An 18508-nucleotide genomic window follows, 5' to 3' on the forward strand; every position below is an offset into this window, starting at 1 on the left:
CCGGAGGCGCTACCTTGCCAGTGGCCACACTCCGTGGCCATTCGATCGATCGTGGGGATTTTCCGTGAAGTTCAGCCGTTCTCTCGCCCTTGCCGCCGTTCCTCTCCTGGCGGCACTGACAGCGTGCTCCGGTGGATCCGGCGGCGCCGACGGCGACACGGTCCGGATCGGAACCACCGAGGCCAGCGACCGCTCGTGGGAGATCTTCGAGGACAAGGCGAAGGACGCGGGTATCACGCTCGACGTCGTGAACTTTTCCGACTACTCGCAGCCGAACATCGCCCTGTCGCAGGGGCAGATCGACGCCAATCTCTTCCAGCACCTGCAGTTCCTCGGCGAGTACAACACCGGCGCCGACGACGACCTCACCCCGATCGGCGCCACCCAGATCGTGCCGCTCGGCCTGTACTCGCAGAAGCACCGGAGCCTGGCCGCCATTCCGCAGGGCGGCGAGATCGCAATCCCCAACGACCCCAGCAACCAGGCTCGTGCCCTGTTCGTGCTGAAGGGCGCCGGCCTGCTCACGCTGACCGGCGACAACCCGTCCCCCACGCCCGCCGACATCGACACGACTGCGTCCAAGGTGAAGGTGACCCCGGTCGACGCCGCGCAGACGGCGCTGTCGCTCGCATCCGTCGACGGCGCGATCGTCAACAACACATTCCTCGAGCGTTCGGGCATCGACCCCGCATCCGCTCTCTACAAGGACGACCCGTCGAGTCCCGCCGCCGAGCCGTACATCAACACCTTCGTCACCCGCGCCGAGGACAAGGACAACGCCACGTACCTCGAACTCGTGAAGATCTGGCACGACCCCGAGATCCAGGCCGCCGTGCGCGAGGAGTCGAAGGGAACGTCGGTCGAGGTCGAACGCGACAGTGCCCAACTGCAGCAGATCCTGTCGCGGGTCGAAGAGGGAATTCGTTCGGCCAAGTAGATGACATCGATCGTCCGATTCGAATCCGTCACGAAAACCTTCCAGTCGGGAAAGAAGACGCTCACCGCTGTCGACGCCGTGGATCTCACCATGGAGAGGGGTGAGATCTTCGGGGTCATCGGCTACTCGGGCGCCGGGAAGAGCACGCTGGTTCGGCTGATCAACGGCCTGGAACGCCCGACGAGTGGGCGCGTCGTCGTCGACGACGTCGACATCACCGCGCTGTCGGAATCGAAACTCCGGCACGTGCGCGCGAAGATCGGGATGATCTTCCAGCAGTTCAACCTGTTCCGCTCGCGGACCGTCGCCGGGAATGTCGCGTACCCCCTCGTCGTGGCGGGGTGGCCGCGGCAGAAGCGCCGCGAACGCGTCGCCGAACTGCTCGCGTTCGTGGGCCTCTCCGACAAGGCACGGGCCTACCCCGACCAGTTGTCCGGCGGGCAGAAGCAGCGGGTCGGGATCGCCCGCGCGCTCGCGACGTCGCCGGACCTGCTGCTCGCCGACGAGTCCACCAGCGCCCTGGACCCGGAGACCACGCAGGACGTACTCCGCCTGCTCCGCAAGGTGAACCGGGAACTCGGGGTCACGATCGTGGTGATCACGCACGAAATGGACGTCGTCCGGGCCGTTGCGGATCGTGTCGCCGTCCTGGCGGAGGGTCGCGTCGTGGAGCTCGGCACGGTGTTCGACGTCTTCTCGGAACCGCAGGCGCCGGCGTCGAAGAGCTTCGTGAGCACGATCCTGCGCAACCGCCCGGAGCCCGCCGACCTGGAACGGCTGCGGTCGCGTTTCGGCGGCCGGATCATCACCGCCGACGTGCGCGACGGCAGCCGGATCGGCGACGTCCTCTCCGACGCGGGCGGGCACGGTGTGCGGTTCGAGATCGTCTACGGCGGCATCACCACCCTGCAGGACCGCTCGTTCGGCAGTCTCACGCTCGAGCTCGTCGGTCCGGACGACGGCGTCGACGACGTGATCCGCCGGTTGCGGACCGTCACCGACGTCGAGGAAGTACAGGCATGACCACGAACTGGGACAAGCTGCGCCCCGTACTGTTCAAATCCATCGGCACGACCATCTACATGGTGGTGATCACACTGGTGGTCGGCGGGCTGATCGGGCTCCTGGTGGGAACGCTGCTGTACGCCACGCGGAAGGGCGGGATTCTCCAGAACACGGCGGCCTACACGGTGCTGAACATCCTGGTGAACATCGTCCGGCCGATTCCGTTCATTATCCTGCTCGCCGCACTGGGTCCCGTAACCCTCGCCGTGGTGGGCCGGACCATCGGAACCGAGGCCGCGATCTTCGTGATGATCATCGCGTCGTCGTTCGCCATCGCACGCATCGTGGAACAGAATCTGGTGACCGTCGACCCCGGCGTGATCGAGGCCGCCCGCGCGATGGGCGCCGGACCCCTGCGGATCATCGTCACCCTGCTGATCCCGGAAGCCCTGGGCCCGTTGATCCTCGGTTACACGTTCGTCCTCATCGGCATCGTCGACATGTCCGCGATGGCGGGGACGATCGGCGGTGGCGGCCTCGGCGACTTCGCCATCGTCTACGGGTATCAGCGCTTCAACTGGCAGGTGACCCTCGTCGCCACCCTCGTCATCATCCTGCTCGTCCAGGCTTCCCAGTTCTTCGGCAACTGGCTGGCACGAAAGGCGCTGCGCCGCTGACCCGTGAGTACTTGTCAACCGCCCGCGGTTAACAAGTACTCACGGGCGGGACGCCCTTGACCGGGATACTCGCCGCGAGTAAGGATGAAGATGTTCTGTGCGCGGCGATGTCATTCCCGGAGAGAGGAATTCACACCCCCAGGACCAATGGCGGCGCACCCATTACATACGGCCGCACGAGGGCCGCGCGCGGAGCGCGAGGGGATTTGCCATGGCAGACATCGAGGTCGACTATTGCGTCGTAGGCGCCGGATTCGCCGGATTGACGGCGGCACTGCGCCTGAAACAGGCCGGACGATCGGTCGCGCTCCTGGAGGCGCGTGACCGGATCGGCGGGCGAACCTTCACCGAAGTCCGCGAGGACGGTTCGTGGATCGATCGGGGCGGTGCGTGGATCGGGCCGGGACAGGACCGGATCTACGCCCTGATGGACGAATTCGGCGTCAAGAGTTACAAGCAGTACACCGACGGCGAGGCGATGATGGTCGTCGACGGCAAGCAGTACCGGTACAAGGGCACGATTCCCCTGACGATGAGCCCCTGGGCCGCCGCCAATCTCGGCGCCGTGTTCGTCGAACTCGGTGAGATGTGCAAGTCGATCCCGCTGGACGCGCCGTGGGCGGCGAAGAAGGCGGCCAAGTGGGACGCGATCAGCCTCGCCAAGTGGCTCGGCGACAATACGCTGTCCAGGCCCGCCCACGACCTTCTCGAGACCGCCATCGCCGGTTGCTACACGTCCGCGGCGTCCGAGGTGTCGATGCTGTTCGTCCTGTACCAGATGGCGTCCGGCGGCGGTCCGAGCTTCGTTCTCGGCGTGAAGGACGCTGCCGAGGATGCGCGGCCGGTCGGCGGGATGGGTGCCGTCTACCGTCCGATGGCAGCGGAGATCGGCGACGCACTCCATCTGTCGCAACCCGTGCGGGACATCGCGCAGGACGGCGACGGCGTGACCGTCCGCTCCGCGGATCTGGCCGTGCGGGCCCGGAGGGCGATCGTCGCGGTCCCCCTCGCGATCGCGAGCCAGATCCTCTACGAGCCGCTGCTTCCGACGGATCGAGCCTTCCTCCATCAGAGAATGCCGAGTGGCGCGGTCATGAAGATCGCCGTCGTCTACGACGAACCCTTCTGGCGCGCCGACGGATTGTCCGGGCAGTCGGCGGCACCCGACTCCCCCGCGACGATCACCATCGACGCGAGCACGGACACGGGACGTCCCGGTGTTCTGTGCGTCATCGTCGAGGGACCGATCGCCCGCAAGCTGGGGACGCTGCCGGAAGCGGAACGCAAGAACCAGGTACTCGGCGAGTTGACCTCGAGGTTCGGAGCCAAGGCGGCCTCCCCCGTCGACTACATCGAGCAGAACTGGAGCGTCGAGCGCTACTCCGGCGGCGGCATGCTCAGCCATGCGCCGACGGGAGTGCTCACCCAGTTCGGCCACGCCCTCCGCAAGCCGTGCGGTCGCATCCACTGGGCAGGCACGGAGAGTTCGTCCGTGATGTGCGGCTGGGTCGACGGGGCCATCCGGTCCGGGGAGCGCGCCGCCCGGGAAGTCACCGAACACGACGGCGCGCTGTCACCCGCCCGCGCTCAGTAATAGACGGCGCCCGGAGCACCCCCGCCGACGGCAACCGCGTCGCCGGTGATCCCGACGCTGCGCGGTGACGCCAGGAACGTGACGACGTCCGCGACCTCGCTCGCGTCGATCAACCGGTGGATCGAGTTGGTGGCCAGCCGCGACTCCAACTCGGCGACCGGCACACCTTCCGCCTCGGACTGCGCCGCCAGCCGGTCGACGAGCCGTTCCGTCCGCGTCAGCCCAGGATGCACCACCGTCACGTTGATTCCGTGCGGTCCCAGTTCGTCGGCGAGGTTCTTCGTCAGCGCCGACACACCGACGTTCCGCACGGTCTGCGCGATGGAATTGGCCTGGCGTGCACCGAGCCCGCTGATGTTGATGATCCGTCCCCACCCCTGCTCCACGAGGTGCGGTGCCACCGCGCGGGCGGTCCGCAGATAGCCGAGCACCTTGATCTCGAGTTCGCCGCGCACCACGTCGTCGGTGGTGGACGCGAAGTCGCTCGGCTCGCCCGCACTCCACGGTGTGGCCGCGGCGTTCACGAGAATGTCGACGCCGCCGAGTTCGTCCACCGTTCGCTGCACGAGGGCGCGCACCGAATTTTCGTCGCCGGTGTCGGTGGGTACCCCGATCACCCGCCGCCCGGTCTCCTGAGACAGCGTCTTCGCCGCCAGTTCCAGCGCCTCGACGCCCCTGGCCGCGAGCACCACGTCCACCCCCTCCGACGCGAGGCTGCGCGCGATCGCGAAACCGATACCGCGGCTGCCGCCGGTGACGACGGCCCGCTTGCCGCCCAGACCGAGATCCATGCCGTTCTCCTCATCTCCGCCGTCCGCCCCTCGATTCGAGGGTAGGACGGCGACGGTCGGGAGTCACGGATTCGGTTCAGCGTGAGGCCAATTGCGCTCCGCCGCCTACCGTTGGATCGACTTGATCTCGAGGAACTCCTCGAAGCCGAGGACGCCGGCCTCGCGGCCGATGCCCGACTGCTTGTACCCGCCGAACGGGGCGTTGGTGTCGAACCTCCCGCCGATCACCTCGACCTGACCGGCACGTAGCTGCCGTGCGACGCGGTCGGCACGATCCTGGTCACCGGACCAGACGCCGGCGGCGAGTCCGTACTCTGTCGCGTTGGCGATACGCACCGCGTCGTCCTCGTCCCGGTACCCGATGATCTACAGGACGGGGCCGAAGATCTCCTCCTTGGCGATGGCCATGTCCTCGGTGACACCGGCGAACACCGTGGGTCCGACGAAGTTGCCGGATTCCTGGCCGGTCTCCCGGCCGTCGAGGACGGCCTGTGCGCCTTCCGCGGTGCCCTGTTCGATGTAGCCGCGCACCCTCTTCAGCTGGTTCGAGTTCACCAGCGGCCCGAGCACCGACGTGGCGGCCGTCCGATCGCCGACGGAGTAGTTCTGCGCGACCTGCGCCGCGATGGCGGCCGCCTCGTTCACCTTGTCCGCGCGGGTGGAGCCGGTGAACGAGACCATGTCCACCTCGGGATGTCCGGCAATCGCCTCGCCCACGACCGGCCCGAATCCGCTGACGAGGTTGAACACGCCTGCCGGCAGACCGATTTCGTCGAAGACGTCGGCGAGCGCGTAGGTGGCGAGCGGCGCCACCTCGGTCGGCTCGAGCACCACGGTGCATCCCGCGGCCAGAGCACCGCCGACCTCGAGCACCACCTGGTGGAGCGGGAAGTTCCACGGGGTGATCGCACCGACGACACCGATGGGCTCGCGCACGATCAGGGAGTTGCCCACCTCATGGGCGTCGAAGTCGTAGGTGGCGGCGAGTTCGGCGAAGGCGGCGAGGTTCGCGAGCGGCATTCCGATCTGGATGGGCTTCGCGAATCCCAGCGGCATGCCCATGTCCTCGGATACGAGGGCGGTGAAGTCGTCGAGGCGCTCCTGGATCAGGGCAGCAGCCTCCGGAGGTACTCGCCACGTTCCTTGCCGCTGAGCGCGGACCATGCGGGGAAGGCCGCTCGCGCAGCTGTCGCGGCGCGATCGACGTCGTCGGCAGTGCCCTCGGCGACTACCTGCGCCCCGCAGCCTACGACCGGATTCCTCCGGCAAGGGGCGAATGCGTTCTCCCCGAACCACACACCGGGACGGCACCGATCGCGGACCATCGACGTACGGCAGCACATCGGCGAAGAGGAGCGATCAGATGCGCACGCAGTCACCGGCACGCACCCTTCCCGGCGTAGTCGGAATCGCCGCCGTGCTCACCGCCTCGGCGTGCGGCTCGACGGACGAGACCGGGACCGCCGAACCCTCACGCGACATCACCTTCACGAGATCCGCGCCCACCGAGACGACCGCAACGCACCCCGACCGCTGCCTGATCGGCGAACTGCAGGTGACGCTCGGGCAGGCGAGTGGGGCCGCCGGATCTCAGGAGATCCCGCTCGTCTTCATCAACACCGGCACCCGCGGCTGCGTCCTCCACGGTTACCCGGGGGTGTCCTACGTCGCGGCCCCGGACGGTCCGCAGGTGGGTGCCGCGGCCGATCGGGACGGCGGCACCGTGACTCCGGTGAGAGTCGCCCCGGGCTTGCGGGCCACCGCAGCGGTGCGTGCCACGGTGGTGCAGAACTATCCGGCCGAGACGTGTGGACCCACCCCCGTGGCCGGGTTCAGGGTGTACCCACCGAACGACACGGGGTCGGTGTTCCTTCCCTACCCCACCACCGGATGTGCGCAGACCGGGGTGAAACAGCTGTCGGTGCAGCCCGTGACCGGGTGACCTGGTTCACCCGCGTCGGGTGAATCGGCTCACCCCGGCCCCGACCTACCGTCGGGCTACCGACTCGCGTAGCAGGAAGGCGGAGGCATGTTCGAGATCATCCGCGAAGTGCATTCCGAAGTTCAGCACCGCCGTGGTCCGCGGCACCACCACCATCTCCTCACTCGAGCGGAGCGCCGATCGCGGATCCTGAAACACTTTCACATGTGATCGGCCGGGACCGCGGGCCGCCGACCAGGCCCGTTCCTTGCCTTCGCTAACCATTGGCGCGGATGGGTACTATCCGACGTCGTGACTGACAGCAGGCTGGAATCGGCGAATGTGTCCAGAGACGACTCGGACGAGTCGCCGATCGGAACCCCGCCCCAGTCGTCTCGCCTCGGTCAGTCGGTCCGCTCCGCCCGCCTTCTCGCGATCATCGCCTCCGTCGTCGGAGTGCTGCTCACGTTGTCGCTCCCGTTCCTTCCGGTCGAGCAGGACAGCGCGACCCTCACCTGGCCGCAGAACGGCAGCACCGGAAGCGTCGAGGCGCCGCTCGTCTCCTACGCGCCGCTGAGCCTCGACGTGCAGATCCCCTGTTCGGCGGTCGGTGCACTCGCCGACCGCGGCGGGGTCCTGACGTCCACCGCGCCCGCGGGCGCCGCCGACGCCGGGAAGTACGGACTGGTCGCCAGAGTGAATCCCGCGACCCCGGACGGTCCCGCCGGCGTCGAGGTGCAGTTGCGGAACAAGGTGCTGCTGTCGTCGCCGCTGGACCAGCTGCCCGCCGACTGCGCGCTCGTGGTCTCGTCGGATTCCACGCGGACCACCGCGGGATTCGTCGCGGCAGGCCAGGACGCACCGACCGTCGTCGACGGCGACCTCCGCCCGCAGACGGTGGGCATCTTCAGCGACCTCGACGGTGCGGCGCCCGACGGACTGCAGGTGACGGCCCAGATCGACAGCCGCTTTTCGTCGACGCCGTCGACCCTCAAGTTCGTCGCCATGGTGGTGGGCGCGCTCGCGACGATTCTGGCGCTGGTGGCGCTGCACCGTCTCGACAACGTGGACGGGCGCCGGGCACGACGATTCCTTCCCACCCGCTGGTGGTCGTTCGGGGCCGTCGACGCCGTCGTCATCTGCACGCTGGTGCTGTGGCATTTCATCGGCGCCTCCACCTCCGACGACGGCTACCAGTTCAACATGGCCCGCACGTCCGAGGCGGCGGGCTACATGGCCAACTACTTCCGCTGGTACGGCGTCCCGGAGGCGCCGTTCGGGTCTCCGTATTACGACGTCCTCGCGGTGCTGGCGAACATCACACCGGCGAGCCCGTTCGTGCGTCTGCCCGCGCTGCTCGCCGGCATCGTCGCCTGGCTGGTGATCAGCCGTGAAGTCGCACCGCGACTCGGCGCCGCGGTCCGGGGCAACCGGCTCGCGCTGTGGACCGGCGGACTGGTGTTCCTCGCGTTCTGGCTCCCGTACAACAACGGTCTGCGGCCCGAGCCGATCGTCGCGGTGGGCGTGCTGCTCACGTGGTGCTCGGTGGAACGTGCCGTCGCGACCCGGCGACTGCTGCCCGCCGCGGTGGCGATTCTGGTCGGTGCGGCCACGCTGACCGCGGGCCCGTCCGGGTTGATCTGTTTCGGCGCCCTGGTCGCGGGCGCCCGGCCGATCCTGCAGATCGTGATCGCGCGGGCCAAGACGGTCGGATACATCGCATTGCTGGCTCCGCTCGTCGCGTCGGGGACCGTGATCCTGGTGGCGGTGTTCGCCGACCAGACCCTCGCCGCCGTCATGGAGATGCAGCACGTTCACGCGATCGGCCCCAACGTCCCCTGGTTCGACGAATACCTCCGCTACCAGTACCTGCTGAACATCTCCGTCGACGGTTCACTGTCGCGCCGGTTCGGCGTGTTCGTGATGGTGCTGAGCCTGGCCGTGACGGTTTTCGTGATGCTCCGCAAGGGCGGCCGGATTCCCGGGACGGCGGCCGGACCGTCGCGGCGGCTCATCGGCATCACGCTCGCCGCGATGGGGTTGATGATGTTCACGCCCACCAAGTGGACGCATCACTTCGGCATCTACGCCGGCCTCGCGGGGTCGCTCGCCGTCCTGGCGTCCGTGGCGGTGAGCACCGCCGTGGTGCGCTCGCCGCGCAACCGCGCCCTGTTCGCGGCCGCCGTGCTGTTCCTGCTGGCGATGTGCTTCACCAGCACCAACGGGTGGTGGTACGTGTCCAGCTACAGCGTCCCATGGTGGGACAAGCCGGTGTCGATCGCCGGCCTCGGTGCCGGCACCATCCTGCTCGGCGCCACGCTGGTGATGCTGCTGATCGCGGCGTGGTGCTACTTCCGCGAGCCCTACACCCGGACCGAATCCGTGCGGCGACGCCGGTTGTGGGCGATTCCGCCGTTGACGGTGGCGGCCGCCGCGATGGTGCTGTTCGAGGTGCTGTCGATGGCGAAGGGCGCGGTCGCGCAGTACCCCGCGTTCTCCCTCGCCCGTTCCAACGTCGACGCCGTCACCGGCGCACCGTGCGGTCTCGCCAACGACGTCCTGCTCGAAACCGATCCGAACGCGTCGCTGCTGCAACCACTGTCCGGTGACGCCGCGACCGCCCTCGCGGGTACGGGCACCGTCGGCTTCACGCCGAACGGCGTCGCCGGCGACCTCAGTGCCGACGAGGAATCGTCGGATGCGGGCGTCGCCAACTCCGTCAAGACCGACAACACCGAGCAGACGGCGTCGAGCAACGCCGCGGGCACCGGCGGCGGCGCCGGCGCGGTGGGTGTCAACGGCAGCGCGGTGGCCCTGCCGTTCGGCCTCGACCCCGACCGCACGCCGGTCCTCGGCAGCGACGGCAGCGACGGCGACGCGTCACTGACCTCCGGCTGGTACCGGTTGCCGAACCCCGACACGGACGCCGGGGCGGGCGACATCGTCTCCATCGCCGCGGCGGGCCGCATCCACTCCGTCGACGCGGACGGCGTCGTCACCTACGGCCAGAACGTCGAGGTGGAGTACGGCACCACGCAACCGGACGGCACGGTCGGGGTGTCGGGACGCGTGACGCCGATCGACATCGGCCCGGCACCGTCGTGGCGCAATCTGCGCGTTCCGCTGGACTCCCTGCCTGACGATACGGATGTCATCCGTCTGGTGGCGTCGGATTCGGACAGCGACCCGCAGCAGTGGCTGGCGGTGACGCCGCCGCGTGTTCCGCGGACGCAGACACTGAACGATGTGATCGGATCCGATGCGCCCGTCATGATCGACTGGGCTGTGGGACTTGCCTTTCCGTGCCAGCGACCGTTCGACCACCGCGCGGGTGTCGCGGAGGCGCCCGAATACCGGATCCTCCCCGACCGTCCCGGCGCGATCATGACCAGCCTGTGGCAGGACCGGTACGGTGGAGGCCCGCTGGGCTGGATCGAGATGACCCGGGCCAGCCGCACCATACCGTCGTATCTGCGCGACGACTGGGACCGCGACTGGGGCGGGGTGGAGCAGTACTCGCCGCTCGACCCCGGCGCGAAGACCGCGGAGATCGACACCACCCGGATTCAGCGTTCGGGCTTGTGGCACCCGGCGCCGATCATCACGGCCTACTGAGCGTTGGTGACGCGCCCGCCGCCGGGCGCGTCACCGATCACGTCAGAGTTCGAATTCCGCCGGGGCGATGCCGACGGCGAAACACGCGTCGCGCACCACGTTTCGCTCGTGCTGGTCGAAGTTGCCGTCGGCGCCACCGATGACGATGCCGATCTGGATGACGGCACGTGCCTGATCCTGCTTGGACTTCAGCTTCGCGATGGTGGCGGTGGCCTCGATCTTGCCGAACTCGAAATCGGACTGCAGCTTGCTGCAGTACCAGTCGAACTTCTGGCTCAACTCGTCCGACGGGAACACACTCAGCGCCTCGTTGCTGGTGATCAGCGCCGCGGTCTTCTGACGCTCGGACGGGTCGATGGTCCCGTCCGCAGCGGCGATGAGGGCGCACATGGCCATGCTGGCGTTGGCGAACTCCTTGTTCTGGAACTGTGCCGTCTTGGTCTTGAGCTGGCCGTTCATCTCGAACGCCTTTGCCTTCAGCTGATCCCAGAAAGCCATTGGACTCCTTCTTCGTGTGCCCACGCACGGTGCGTGTGGTGTCCAATTTGCCAGGTTTCCCCGGGGGCGTCGCCGCGGTCGGTCTACCAGCGCAGTCGCAGGAATCCGCCGCTAGGGCCGCAACGCCTGCAGGCCTCCCGTCGGCACGTGGATCCATCCCTCCCGTTCGGCGATGGCGCGGTCGTCGCCCTCGGGTAGCGCTGTGCAGCCGACGGCCGCTGCCCGCGCGATGACGGCGGCCAGCACGGCGTCGAGGGCGTCGTCCGATTCGCGGCAGATCGTCTGGAATGCACCGAGATCCATCCAGTCCGCGGCCGCCAGGAGCGCGTCGACCAACTCCCCCAGCGTCACCCGGTTCTGTGCGCTCTTGTATCCGCGCGACACCAGCCCCCAGGTGCGCAGCGCGGCCGCCGGATACGCCTCCACCACGCGGCCGTCGACGCGACCGACGTCGACGCCGAGCCGGCCCAGGTCGGCGAGGATTCCGGCGCAACGCAACGCGACGTGCGCGATGAGATCCGCCGACACACTGAGCGGGGATATCCCCGTCGCCGCCTGCACCACGAGGTCGGTGCGCCGCTTGGTCAGCGGACGACGCCCCTCTCGGTTCGCGAGACCGCTGGTCGCGGACAGTCGGCCGACGTGGTGCTCGGACACCATGTGGACGAACGCGTCGGGCCAGCCGAACGGTGCATCGATACCGGTCCTGTCGCACGCCAGGACGGCCTCGGTGACGGCGTCGTTCCCGGCTCCCAGCCGGACGGACTCGACGCGGGCCGCACCGCCGGACCAGTCGATGACGGCCAAGGCGGTCTTCTTCGGTTCGGCCGCCAGGTCGACTCCCACGGTGCGCATCGACCCAGGCTAGCCCGACCTGCTGAATCAGAAGAAGTGATGCAACGCATCAGTTAGTTGTTCTGTACAGATTCACTGCCTCCGACCATTGTGGTCTGCACTACTCGACCTAGAAGTGGCGCACTTGCGCGCCGTTCGGAGGATTGATGCCCGACACCCACGTCGCCCCGATGCTGGAGAAGCACACGATCGGGTTCGTCCCGGAATCCGATCGCCACGGCAAGGTTCGTGATCTGTTCACGCTGTGGTTCGGCGGCAACCTCGCCCCGCTACCGATCGTGACCGGCGCCCTCGGCCCCAGCCTGTTCGGACTCTCGCTGTGGTGGAGCCTCGTCGCGTTCGTCGTCGGACATCTCGCCGGGGGCGCCCTGATGGCGTTGCATTCGGCGCAGGGACCGCAGATGGGGATCCCCCAGATGATCCAGCGCCGCGGACAGTTCGGCACGTTCGGGGCGCTCATCATCGTGGTGATCGCCGCCGTGATGTATCTCGGGTTCTTCTCGTCGAACATCGTCCTGGCCGGTCAGTCGATGCACGGGATCGTGAACGGCATACCCGTGGACGTGGGGATCGTGGCCGGGGCTCTCGGCTCCGCCGTCATCTGCGTCATCGGCTACCGGTTGATCCACATCCTCAACCGCATCGGAACCTGGGTTCTCGGAATCGGAATTCTGGTGGGCTTCTTCGCCATCCTCACCGGCGACCTGCCGTCGGACTTCCTCACCCGGGGCGATTTCAACTTCGCGGGCTGGCTGGCCACCGTGTCACTCGGCGCACTCTGGCAGATCGCGTTCGCGCCCTACGTCTCCGACTACTCGCGGTACCTCCCCAAGGACGTAGGTGTGCCGTCGACGTTCTGGGCGACCTACCTCGGCTGCACCCTCGGCTCGTTCCTCGCCTTCGCGTTCGGCGCTGTCGTCACGCTCGCCGCACCGGTCGGCATGGGCACCATGGACGGCGTCAAGGCGACGACGGGAAGCCTCGGCAGCATCATGTTGGTGCTGTTCCTGCTCAGCGTCATCAGCCACAACGCGCTGAACCTGTACGGCGCCGTCCTCGCCATCATTACGTCCGTCCAGACATTCCGCGCCCGCTGGATTCCGACCGCCCGCGCCCGGGTGATCCTCTCGACGATCATCCTCGTCGCGGCGTCCGTCGTCGCCATCGCGCTGTCGGCCGACTTCGTCTCGCACTTCGTCGATCTGGTGGTCGTGCTTCTCGTCGTGCTGGTGCCGTGGACGGCGATCAACCTCATCGACTTCTACATCATCCACAAGGGCGTCTACGACCGCGAGTCGATCTTCCGATTCGACGGCGGCATCTACGGCCGCTTCAACTGGACGGCCATGACCGCCTACCTGCTCGGCATCGTCGTCCAGATTCCGTTCATGGCCACGTCCCTCTACACGGGCCCGGTGTCCGCGTTCCTCGGCGGCGCCGACCTGTCCTGGGTGGCCGGACTGGTGGTGACCGGGCCCATCTACCTGCTCCTCGCGCGGCGCGGCTCGACCGGAGCGAAGACCGCCTCCGCCGCCACACCTGTGCCCGCCCGGCTGTAGTCCCCGAACACCGCACCGCCCGAGCCTGTTACAGGCTCGGGCGGCCTGCGTGGTGACCGCCCCCTGTCCGCTCGGGCAGGATTCACCGTTGTCCACCACCCGGCGGTGCCTGCTCGTTAGGGTCGAAAAAAGAGACCGTTCCGCCGGAGAAGAGAGTTGTCGCAGATGTCCAATTTCCCGGGCCTCACCCACGTCGCGATCACCGTGTCCGACCTACCGGCCAGCACCGCCTGGTACACCGCACTGTTCGGATCTGCCCCCGTCCTCGACGAGGACGAGGAATCGGGGACCTTCCACCACACGGTGTTCGCGCTCGACGGCGGCATGCTCTTCGGCCTGCACACACACCCCGACGGCGACGCTCCCGCACGATTCGACGAACGGCAGGTCGGACTCGACCACATCGCGTTCCAGTGTTCCCCCGACGCACTGCCCCGGTGGGTGGAGCGGCTCGATGCCCTCGGCATCGAGCACGGGGGCATCAAAACAGCGCACTACGGTTCGGGCATCTCGTTCCGTGACCCCGACAACATCGCGCTCGAATTCTTTGCCCCACCCGTGAGTACTTCTTAACGTCGGGCGGTTAACAAGTACTCACGGGCGGCGGAGCCGCAGGCGTCGAGCAGTGTCAGGGCGAGGGCCAGGGCGCCGTCGACGGCCGCCCGGTCTGCTGCGGGCGCGGCGCTGGCCGCGGCGAACTCGGCCTGATGGTTGACGGCGGGCGCCGAGTCGATTCCGATGTAGGGGTGGATCGCGGGAATCACCTGCGAGACGTTGCCCATGTCGGTGGAGGCCCGGTTCATCAGCGAGTCCGCGCCGGTGCGGAATACGCGGCCCAGCCCCGCGGCGTGCCGGACGTAGGACGCAAGCAGCACTTCGTCGGTGCGGAACTCCGAGTACGGTTCGCTTTCCGGGGCGATGGTCAGTTCACAGCCGGTTGCGACGGCGCCGGCCTCGAAGCAACGGGCCACCCGGGGCTCGATGCGGGCCAGCTCCTCCAGCGTCTCCGCGCGCACGTACCAGCGACCTTCGGTCCGCTGGGGAATGGCGTTGGGCGCCTCTCCCCCGCGCGTCATCATCCCGTGTACTCGCGTGCTCGACGGAAGCTGTTGGCGGAGCAGCCCGATGGCGACCTGCGCCACCGTGAACGCGTCGGCCGCGTTGACGCCCCGTTCCGGGTACGCGGCGGCGTGTGCCGCCTTGCCGTCGTACCGGATGTGGCTGTGAGACACCGCGTACGGTTCGGCCCGGGCGACGTCGACCGGGCCGGGGTGGGCCATGACGGCGGCGTGGACGCCCTCGAACGCACCGCGTTTGAGCATGTCGATCTTGCCGCCCCCGCCTTCCTCGGCGGGGGTGCCGAGCACCGACAGGGTGATGCCGAGGTCGTCGACCAGCGGGGCGAGGGCCAGCGCCGTCCCCACCGAGATGGCGGAGATGACATTGTGCCCGCATGCGTGTCCGAGCCCGGGGAGCGCGTCGTATTCCGCGCAGACCGCGAGGTGCAGCGGTCCGGAACCGACGTGCGCGCGGAACGCGGTAGGCAGACCGACGTACTGCTGCTCGACCGTGAAACCGGCGTCCGACAGCACCCCGGCCACCCGGGCGCACGAGCGTTCCTCCTCCCACGCGACCTCTGGGTGGGCGTGGAGGTCGTGCGACAGAGCCAGGATCCGGTCTTCCGCCCTCCTGGCTCCGTCACGAACCGCGGCGTCGGCGCTCACAGGTCCCCCGGCACGCCGTAGGACGGGGCGGCCGTCGGATCGACACCGCGCACCCGGTAGTCCCGCTTCTGCGGTTCCCACACCGTCCACAGCCGGCGCAGTTCGCCGACCGGATCATCGTGCCAGTCGACGCGCAGATCGGTGACGGGCCAGGGCACGTCCTCGACCACCTGGACTCCCGCCGAGTGCACGGGCCCCGCCTCCCCGCCCGCGGTGACGGCCGCGGTGAGTCCGTCGAGCAGTCTGCCCTCGAACGTCGGGGCGGTACTCGACACGTAGCCGAACAGCAGCGACCGGATGACGCCTTCGTCGCGGAGCATGTTGCCGGCGACGGCGGCGCCGTTGCCCTGCGCGCTGCTGTGGATGCCCAATGTCTGCGCGCCCGAGTGCACCGCGGTGCCGCCGTCCGAATCGACGATGACGACCTGGCGGTAGTCCGGGAATTTCTCCTGCGCGAGTGCGGTTTTCAGTGCGGTCTCCGCGTTCACACCCGAGGCGAGCGCGTCGAGGCCGAGCGGTCCCAGCTGCGGATTGGTCACGTTCTGGGAGGCGACGACACCGACCCCGGACCGCACGTGCAGGCAGCGTGCGGCCACCGCGGGGCTGGAGGAGCAGACGACCATCCCGAACGCGCCCCCGGAATCACGGGCGACGAGTGAGAACGTCATGAGCTGATCACTGCCGTCGCGTCGATCTCGACGAGCCATTCGGGCCGGGCGAGGGCGTCGACGACGATGCCGGTGGACACCGGGTGCACACCCTTCAGCCAGCGTCCGACCACTCGGTAGACGGTCTCGCGGTACCGGACGTCCACCAGGTAGATGGTGACCTTGACGACGTCCTCGAGGCGACTGCCCGATTCCTTCAGCAGCATCGCGATGTTCGCCATAGCCTTCTCGGCCTGGGCCTCGACGTCGCCGATTCCCACCGACTCCCGGGTGCCGAGGTCCTGCCCGATCTGCCCGCGGAGATACACGACTCCGCCGGCGACGACGGCCTGCGCGAGGTCGTTGTCGAGGTTCTGTTCCGGGTACGTGTCGCGGGTGTTGAACGGGCGGATGCGGGTGTGGGTGGTCATGCGGCACCTCCGTCGACGTGGTCCGACAGCCCCGCTGCAGCCTTGACCAGCCCGAGCGGACCGTCGAAGTCGAAGTTGCGGTACACGGCGGCGAGCTGCGCGAAGGGCGGCGACTGGGCGAAGAGCTGAAATGTCAGGCGATGTCCCGCGTAATCGCTGTTGAGCAGGTCGCGGGCGAACGCGAGGAGCTTGCGACGGTCGTCGGCCACCCAGTTGTCGTTGATGGAGTAGAACTTCTCCAGCCACGGTGCGACCTCGGGGTCGGCGAACGTGGCGGCGTCCGGGGTGATGCAGATCTGGCCGCCGCACAGCTCGCGGGCGATGTGCATCATCGCGGGCAGCTGGCTGAGCGCCATCACCCGGCCGGTGTAGAGCAGGGACTGGTTGGGCATGAGCAGGCCGCCGGGGCTGGGCTCGGCGAGCGAGATGGCCGCGGTGAGGTGGGCGTTGATCGTCTCCCGGTAGCAGGCGAGCTGGGCGAGCTTCTCCTGCACCGCCTGCTGCTTCTCGAGGCCGCTCTGCTTGACGTTCCACAGCGCGGATCCGATCATCAGATCGGCGAGGTGCAGGGTGCGTTGCACGAACGGGAACGCGCTGTAGCGGTGCAGGGTGGAGCGGATGAACGTGGCTGCCCGGGTGTGCCGGTAGAACAGGACGTCTTCCCAGGGAATCTCGACGTTGTCGAACACGACGAGGGACTCGACCTCGTCGACGCGGTTGGCGAGCGGGTAGTCGGCGGACGGCGCGCGGCCGGCGAACCCGTTGCGGGAAATGTACTTCAGCCCCGGCGCGCCCATGTCGAGCACGAATCCGACGGCGTAGTCGGACAGTTCGCTGTTGCCCCAGTTGGCGATGGTGGGTTTGGTGAACGCCTGGTTGGAGTAGGCGGCGGCGGTCTCGTATTTCGCGCCGCGCACGACGATGCCGTTGTCGGTCTCCTTCACGACGTGCAGGAGCATGTCGGGGTCCTGATCCTGCGGCGCCTTGGACCGGTCGCCCTTCGGGTCGGTGTTCGCCGACACGTGGAACGGGTCCTCCCGGACCGACCGGTCCAGGTGGCGGCGGATGTTCTCCGAGAAGCGCGGGTCCACCTCGTTGAGGACGTCCTGGCCGTCGAACAGCGACCACATCTCGCCGATGGTCTCGTCACCGACGCGGGTGACCACTCCGCGGGTGTCCTCGAGCACCAGGTCGACGGCGGCGCGCTTGTCGAGCCAGTCCTGCTGCGTGCGGGGAAGCTTGTTGGCGATGGCGTTGCGTTCGCCGGATTCGGGATCGACGTAGGTCATCGCGTCCTGCGTGGCCTCGTCGTGCGCGAGGTCGTAGATGCGGGCCCGCACGTCGACGATCGGCTTGAACATGGGATGGTTGGCCACGTCCTTGACGCGTTCCCCGTCGACCCAGACCTCACGGCCGTCCCTGATGGACTCCCTGTATTCGTCTCCGGTGCGGATCATTTCGTGCTCCTGGTCCTCGGCGCGGGGTGTGCGTCCGGGTAGTCGGGAAAGGTGGAAGGTTCGAATGCTGCAGGCTTGCTGTAGGTGTGGGAGGCGTACACGAGCGGTTCGCCGGGGTGCGCCTCCACGGCGGCGACGCGCCCGATGTAGACGCGGTGGGTGCCGGCCTCGATGACGTCGTGGACGGCGCAGTCGAACGACGCGATCGCGTCGTGGACGCGGGGTGAGCCGGATTCGGCCACGGTCCAGTGCCCGCAGGTGAAGTCCCACCGCTGCTTGCCGGGCCAGGGGCGGCCGGCGAAGGTGTCTGCGACGTGATCATGCTGGGTGGCAAGCACATTGACGCAGAAGACGCCGTTCTCGGAGATCGCGTCGTTGACCGGGCTTCGTCCGTGCAGGCAGACCAGCACCAGCGCCGGGTCGGCCGAGACGGAGCACATCGCGCTCACGGTCTGCGCGGCGCGCCCGCCGGGGCCGTCGGTCGCGACGACGGTGACTCCGGTGGCGACGGCGCCCATGGCCGCGACGAAGTTGACGGTCGAGCTGTCCGGCATCGGTGCGGCCACCGATGTTCGGGCCGTCGTTTCGACGGCTGCGTGACGGTCAGCGATCGGCATGACGGGCTCCTTTCTGTGTGCGGTGAGCGAGGAGTTCGTGCCGTTGTACCAATCTTGAGGTGCCCGGTGAAATCTGTACAACACAGATAAGTGGCACACTGCATAAGGAAAAGTGATGAAGTGGAAATCGATGCCGATCACGGCTTCCACCAGGGATAATCCCCTACATCAGCCGATGCG

The 18508-nt window shown here is 68.1% G+C and carries 16 protein-coding genes and 1 pseudogene; 8 read left to right on the forward strand and 9 right to left on the reverse strand.

What is annotated here, in order from left to right:
• The first annotated feature begins 64 nt into the window (after window positions 1–64).
• The 4 genes from FND50_RS26975 (at window position 65) to FND50_RS26990 (ending at window position 4213) form a co-directional block, all read left to right on the forward strand.
• On the forward strand, window positions 65–937 hold the full coding sequence (locus tag FND50_RS26975; protein WP_144287734.1) for a MetQ/NlpA family ABC transporter substrate-binding protein: 873 nt from the start codon (window positions 65–67) through the stop codon (window positions 935–937).
• Entirely contained in the window at window positions 938–1960 is a 1023-nt protein-coding gene (locus FND50_RS26980) for a methionine ABC transporter ATP-binding protein (RefSeq protein WP_144287735.1), read from the forward strand.
• Window positions 1957–2619 carry a methionine ABC transporter permease gene (locus FND50_RS26985; protein WP_144287736.1) on the forward strand — a complete coding sequence of 221 codons (663 nt, stop codon included), beginning with the start codon at window positions 1957–1959 and terminating at the stop codon, window positions 2617–2619. Before FND50_RS26980 ends, FND50_RS26985 begins: the two co-directional genes overlap by 4 nt.
• 211 nt (window positions 2620–2830) lie before the next feature.
• Window positions 2831–4213 carry an FAD-dependent oxidoreductase gene (locus FND50_RS26990; protein WP_144287737.1) on the forward strand — a complete coding sequence of 461 codons (1383 nt, stop codon included), beginning with the start codon at window positions 2831–2833 and terminating at the stop codon, window positions 4211–4213.
• Here FND50_RS26990 and FND50_RS26995 read toward each other — a convergent pair.
• Both FND50_RS26995 and FND50_RS27000 read right to left on the reverse strand, forming a co-directional pair.
• Window positions 4207–5004, reverse strand: a complete 798-nt coding sequence (locus FND50_RS26995; RefSeq protein WP_144287738.1) for an SDR family NAD(P)-dependent oxidoreductase — start codon at window positions 5002–5004, stop codon at window positions 4207–4209. The two genes, FND50_RS26990 and FND50_RS26995, sit on opposite strands and share 7 nt — an antisense overlap.
• Window positions 5005–5109: 105 nt before the next feature.
• Window positions 5110–6239, reverse strand: a pseudogene (locus tag FND50_RS27000) (aldehyde dehydrogenase family protein); the annotation flags it as partial.
• 128 nt (window positions 6240–6367) lie between these two features.
• Between FND50_RS27000 and FND50_RS27005 the strand changes: the two are divergent.
• A complete protein-coding gene (locus FND50_RS27005) occupies window positions 6368–6946 on the forward strand; it encodes a DUF4232 domain-containing protein (protein WP_144287739.1) in 579 nt (192 codons plus the stop codon).
• 321 nt (window positions 6947–7267) lie between these two features.
• Window positions 7268–10540, forward strand: coding sequence for an arabinosyltransferase domain-containing protein (locus FND50_RS27010; protein WP_144289173.1), 3273 nt, complete (start codon window positions 7268–7270; stop codon window positions 10538–10540).
• 42 nt (window positions 10541–10582) lie between these two features.
• Here FND50_RS27010 and FND50_RS27015 read toward each other — a convergent pair whose 3' ends face one another.
• Together FND50_RS27015 and FND50_RS27020 are read right to left on the reverse strand one after the other, a co-directional pair.
• On the reverse strand, window positions 10583–11038 hold the full coding sequence (locus tag FND50_RS27015; protein WP_005254018.1) for a tellurite resistance TerB family protein: 456 nt from the start codon (window positions 11036–11038) through the stop codon (window positions 10583–10585).
• A 111-nt stretch (window positions 11039–11149) separates the two neighbouring features.
• Window positions 11150–11893, reverse strand: coding sequence for a DUF429 domain-containing protein (locus FND50_RS27020; RefSeq protein WP_144287740.1), 744 nt, complete (start codon window positions 11891–11893; stop codon window positions 11150–11152).
• Window positions 11894–12039: 146 nt separating this feature from the next.
• Between FND50_RS27020 and FND50_RS27025 the strand changes: the two genes are divergently transcribed.
• Window positions 12040–13452: a cytosine permease gene (locus FND50_RS27025; protein WP_144287741.1), complete on the forward strand. Its 1413-nt coding sequence runs from the start codon at window positions 12040–12042 to the stop codon at window positions 13450–13452.
• A 165-nt stretch (window positions 13453–13617) separates the two neighbouring features.
• Window positions 13618–14025, forward strand: coding sequence for a VOC family protein (locus FND50_RS27030; RefSeq protein ID WP_144287742.1), 408 nt, complete (start codon window positions 13618–13620; stop codon window positions 14023–14025).
• Here FND50_RS27030 and FND50_RS27035 read toward each other — a convergent pair.
• Genes FND50_RS27035 through FND50_RS27055 form a run of 5 tightly spaced genes read right to left on the reverse strand, consistent with a single transcriptional unit; the run spans window position 14022 to window position 18328 of the window.
• Window positions 14022–15176, reverse strand: a complete 1155-nt coding sequence (locus FND50_RS27035) for a M20 family metallopeptidase (protein WP_144287743.1) — start codon at window positions 15174–15176, stop codon at window positions 14022–14024. The two genes, FND50_RS27030 and FND50_RS27035, sit on opposite strands and share 4 nt — an antisense overlap.
• The gene (locus FND50_RS27040; protein ID WP_144287744.1) at window positions 15173–15844 is read right to left on the reverse strand and encodes a DUF1028 domain-containing protein; all 672 of its coding nucleotides are present in this window, start codon (window positions 15842–15844) and stop codon (window positions 15173–15175) included. Before FND50_RS27040 ends, FND50_RS27035 begins: the two co-directional genes overlap by 4 nt.
• Window positions 15841–16254 (reverse strand): RidA family protein, encoded by a 414-nt coding sequence (locus FND50_RS27045; RefSeq protein ID WP_144287745.1) that lies wholly within the window; start codon window positions 16252–16254, stop codon window positions 15841–15843. Before FND50_RS27045 ends, FND50_RS27040 begins: the two co-directional genes overlap by 4 nt.
• A complete protein-coding gene (locus FND50_RS27050) occupies window positions 16251–17711 on the reverse strand; it encodes a 4-hydroxyphenylacetate 3-hydroxylase family protein (protein WP_144287746.1) in 1461 nt (486 codons plus the stop codon). Before FND50_RS27050 ends, FND50_RS27045 begins: the two co-directional genes overlap by 4 nt.
• Window positions 17708–18328 carry a flavin reductase family protein gene (locus FND50_RS27055; RefSeq protein WP_144287747.1) on the reverse strand — a complete coding sequence of 207 codons (621 nt, stop codon included), beginning with the start codon at window positions 18326–18328 and terminating at the stop codon, window positions 17708–17710. The genes FND50_RS27050 and FND50_RS27055 overlap by 4 nt, the downstream gene beginning before the upstream one ends.
• Between the last annotated feature and the right edge of the window lie 180 nt (window positions 18329–18508).

Origin of the sequence: Rhodococcus sp. WB9 (assembly GCF_007558985.1) — a bacterium.
GTDB lineage: Bacteria > Actinomycetota > Actinomycetes > Mycobacteriales > Mycobacteriaceae > Rhodococcus_F > Rhodococcus_F opacus.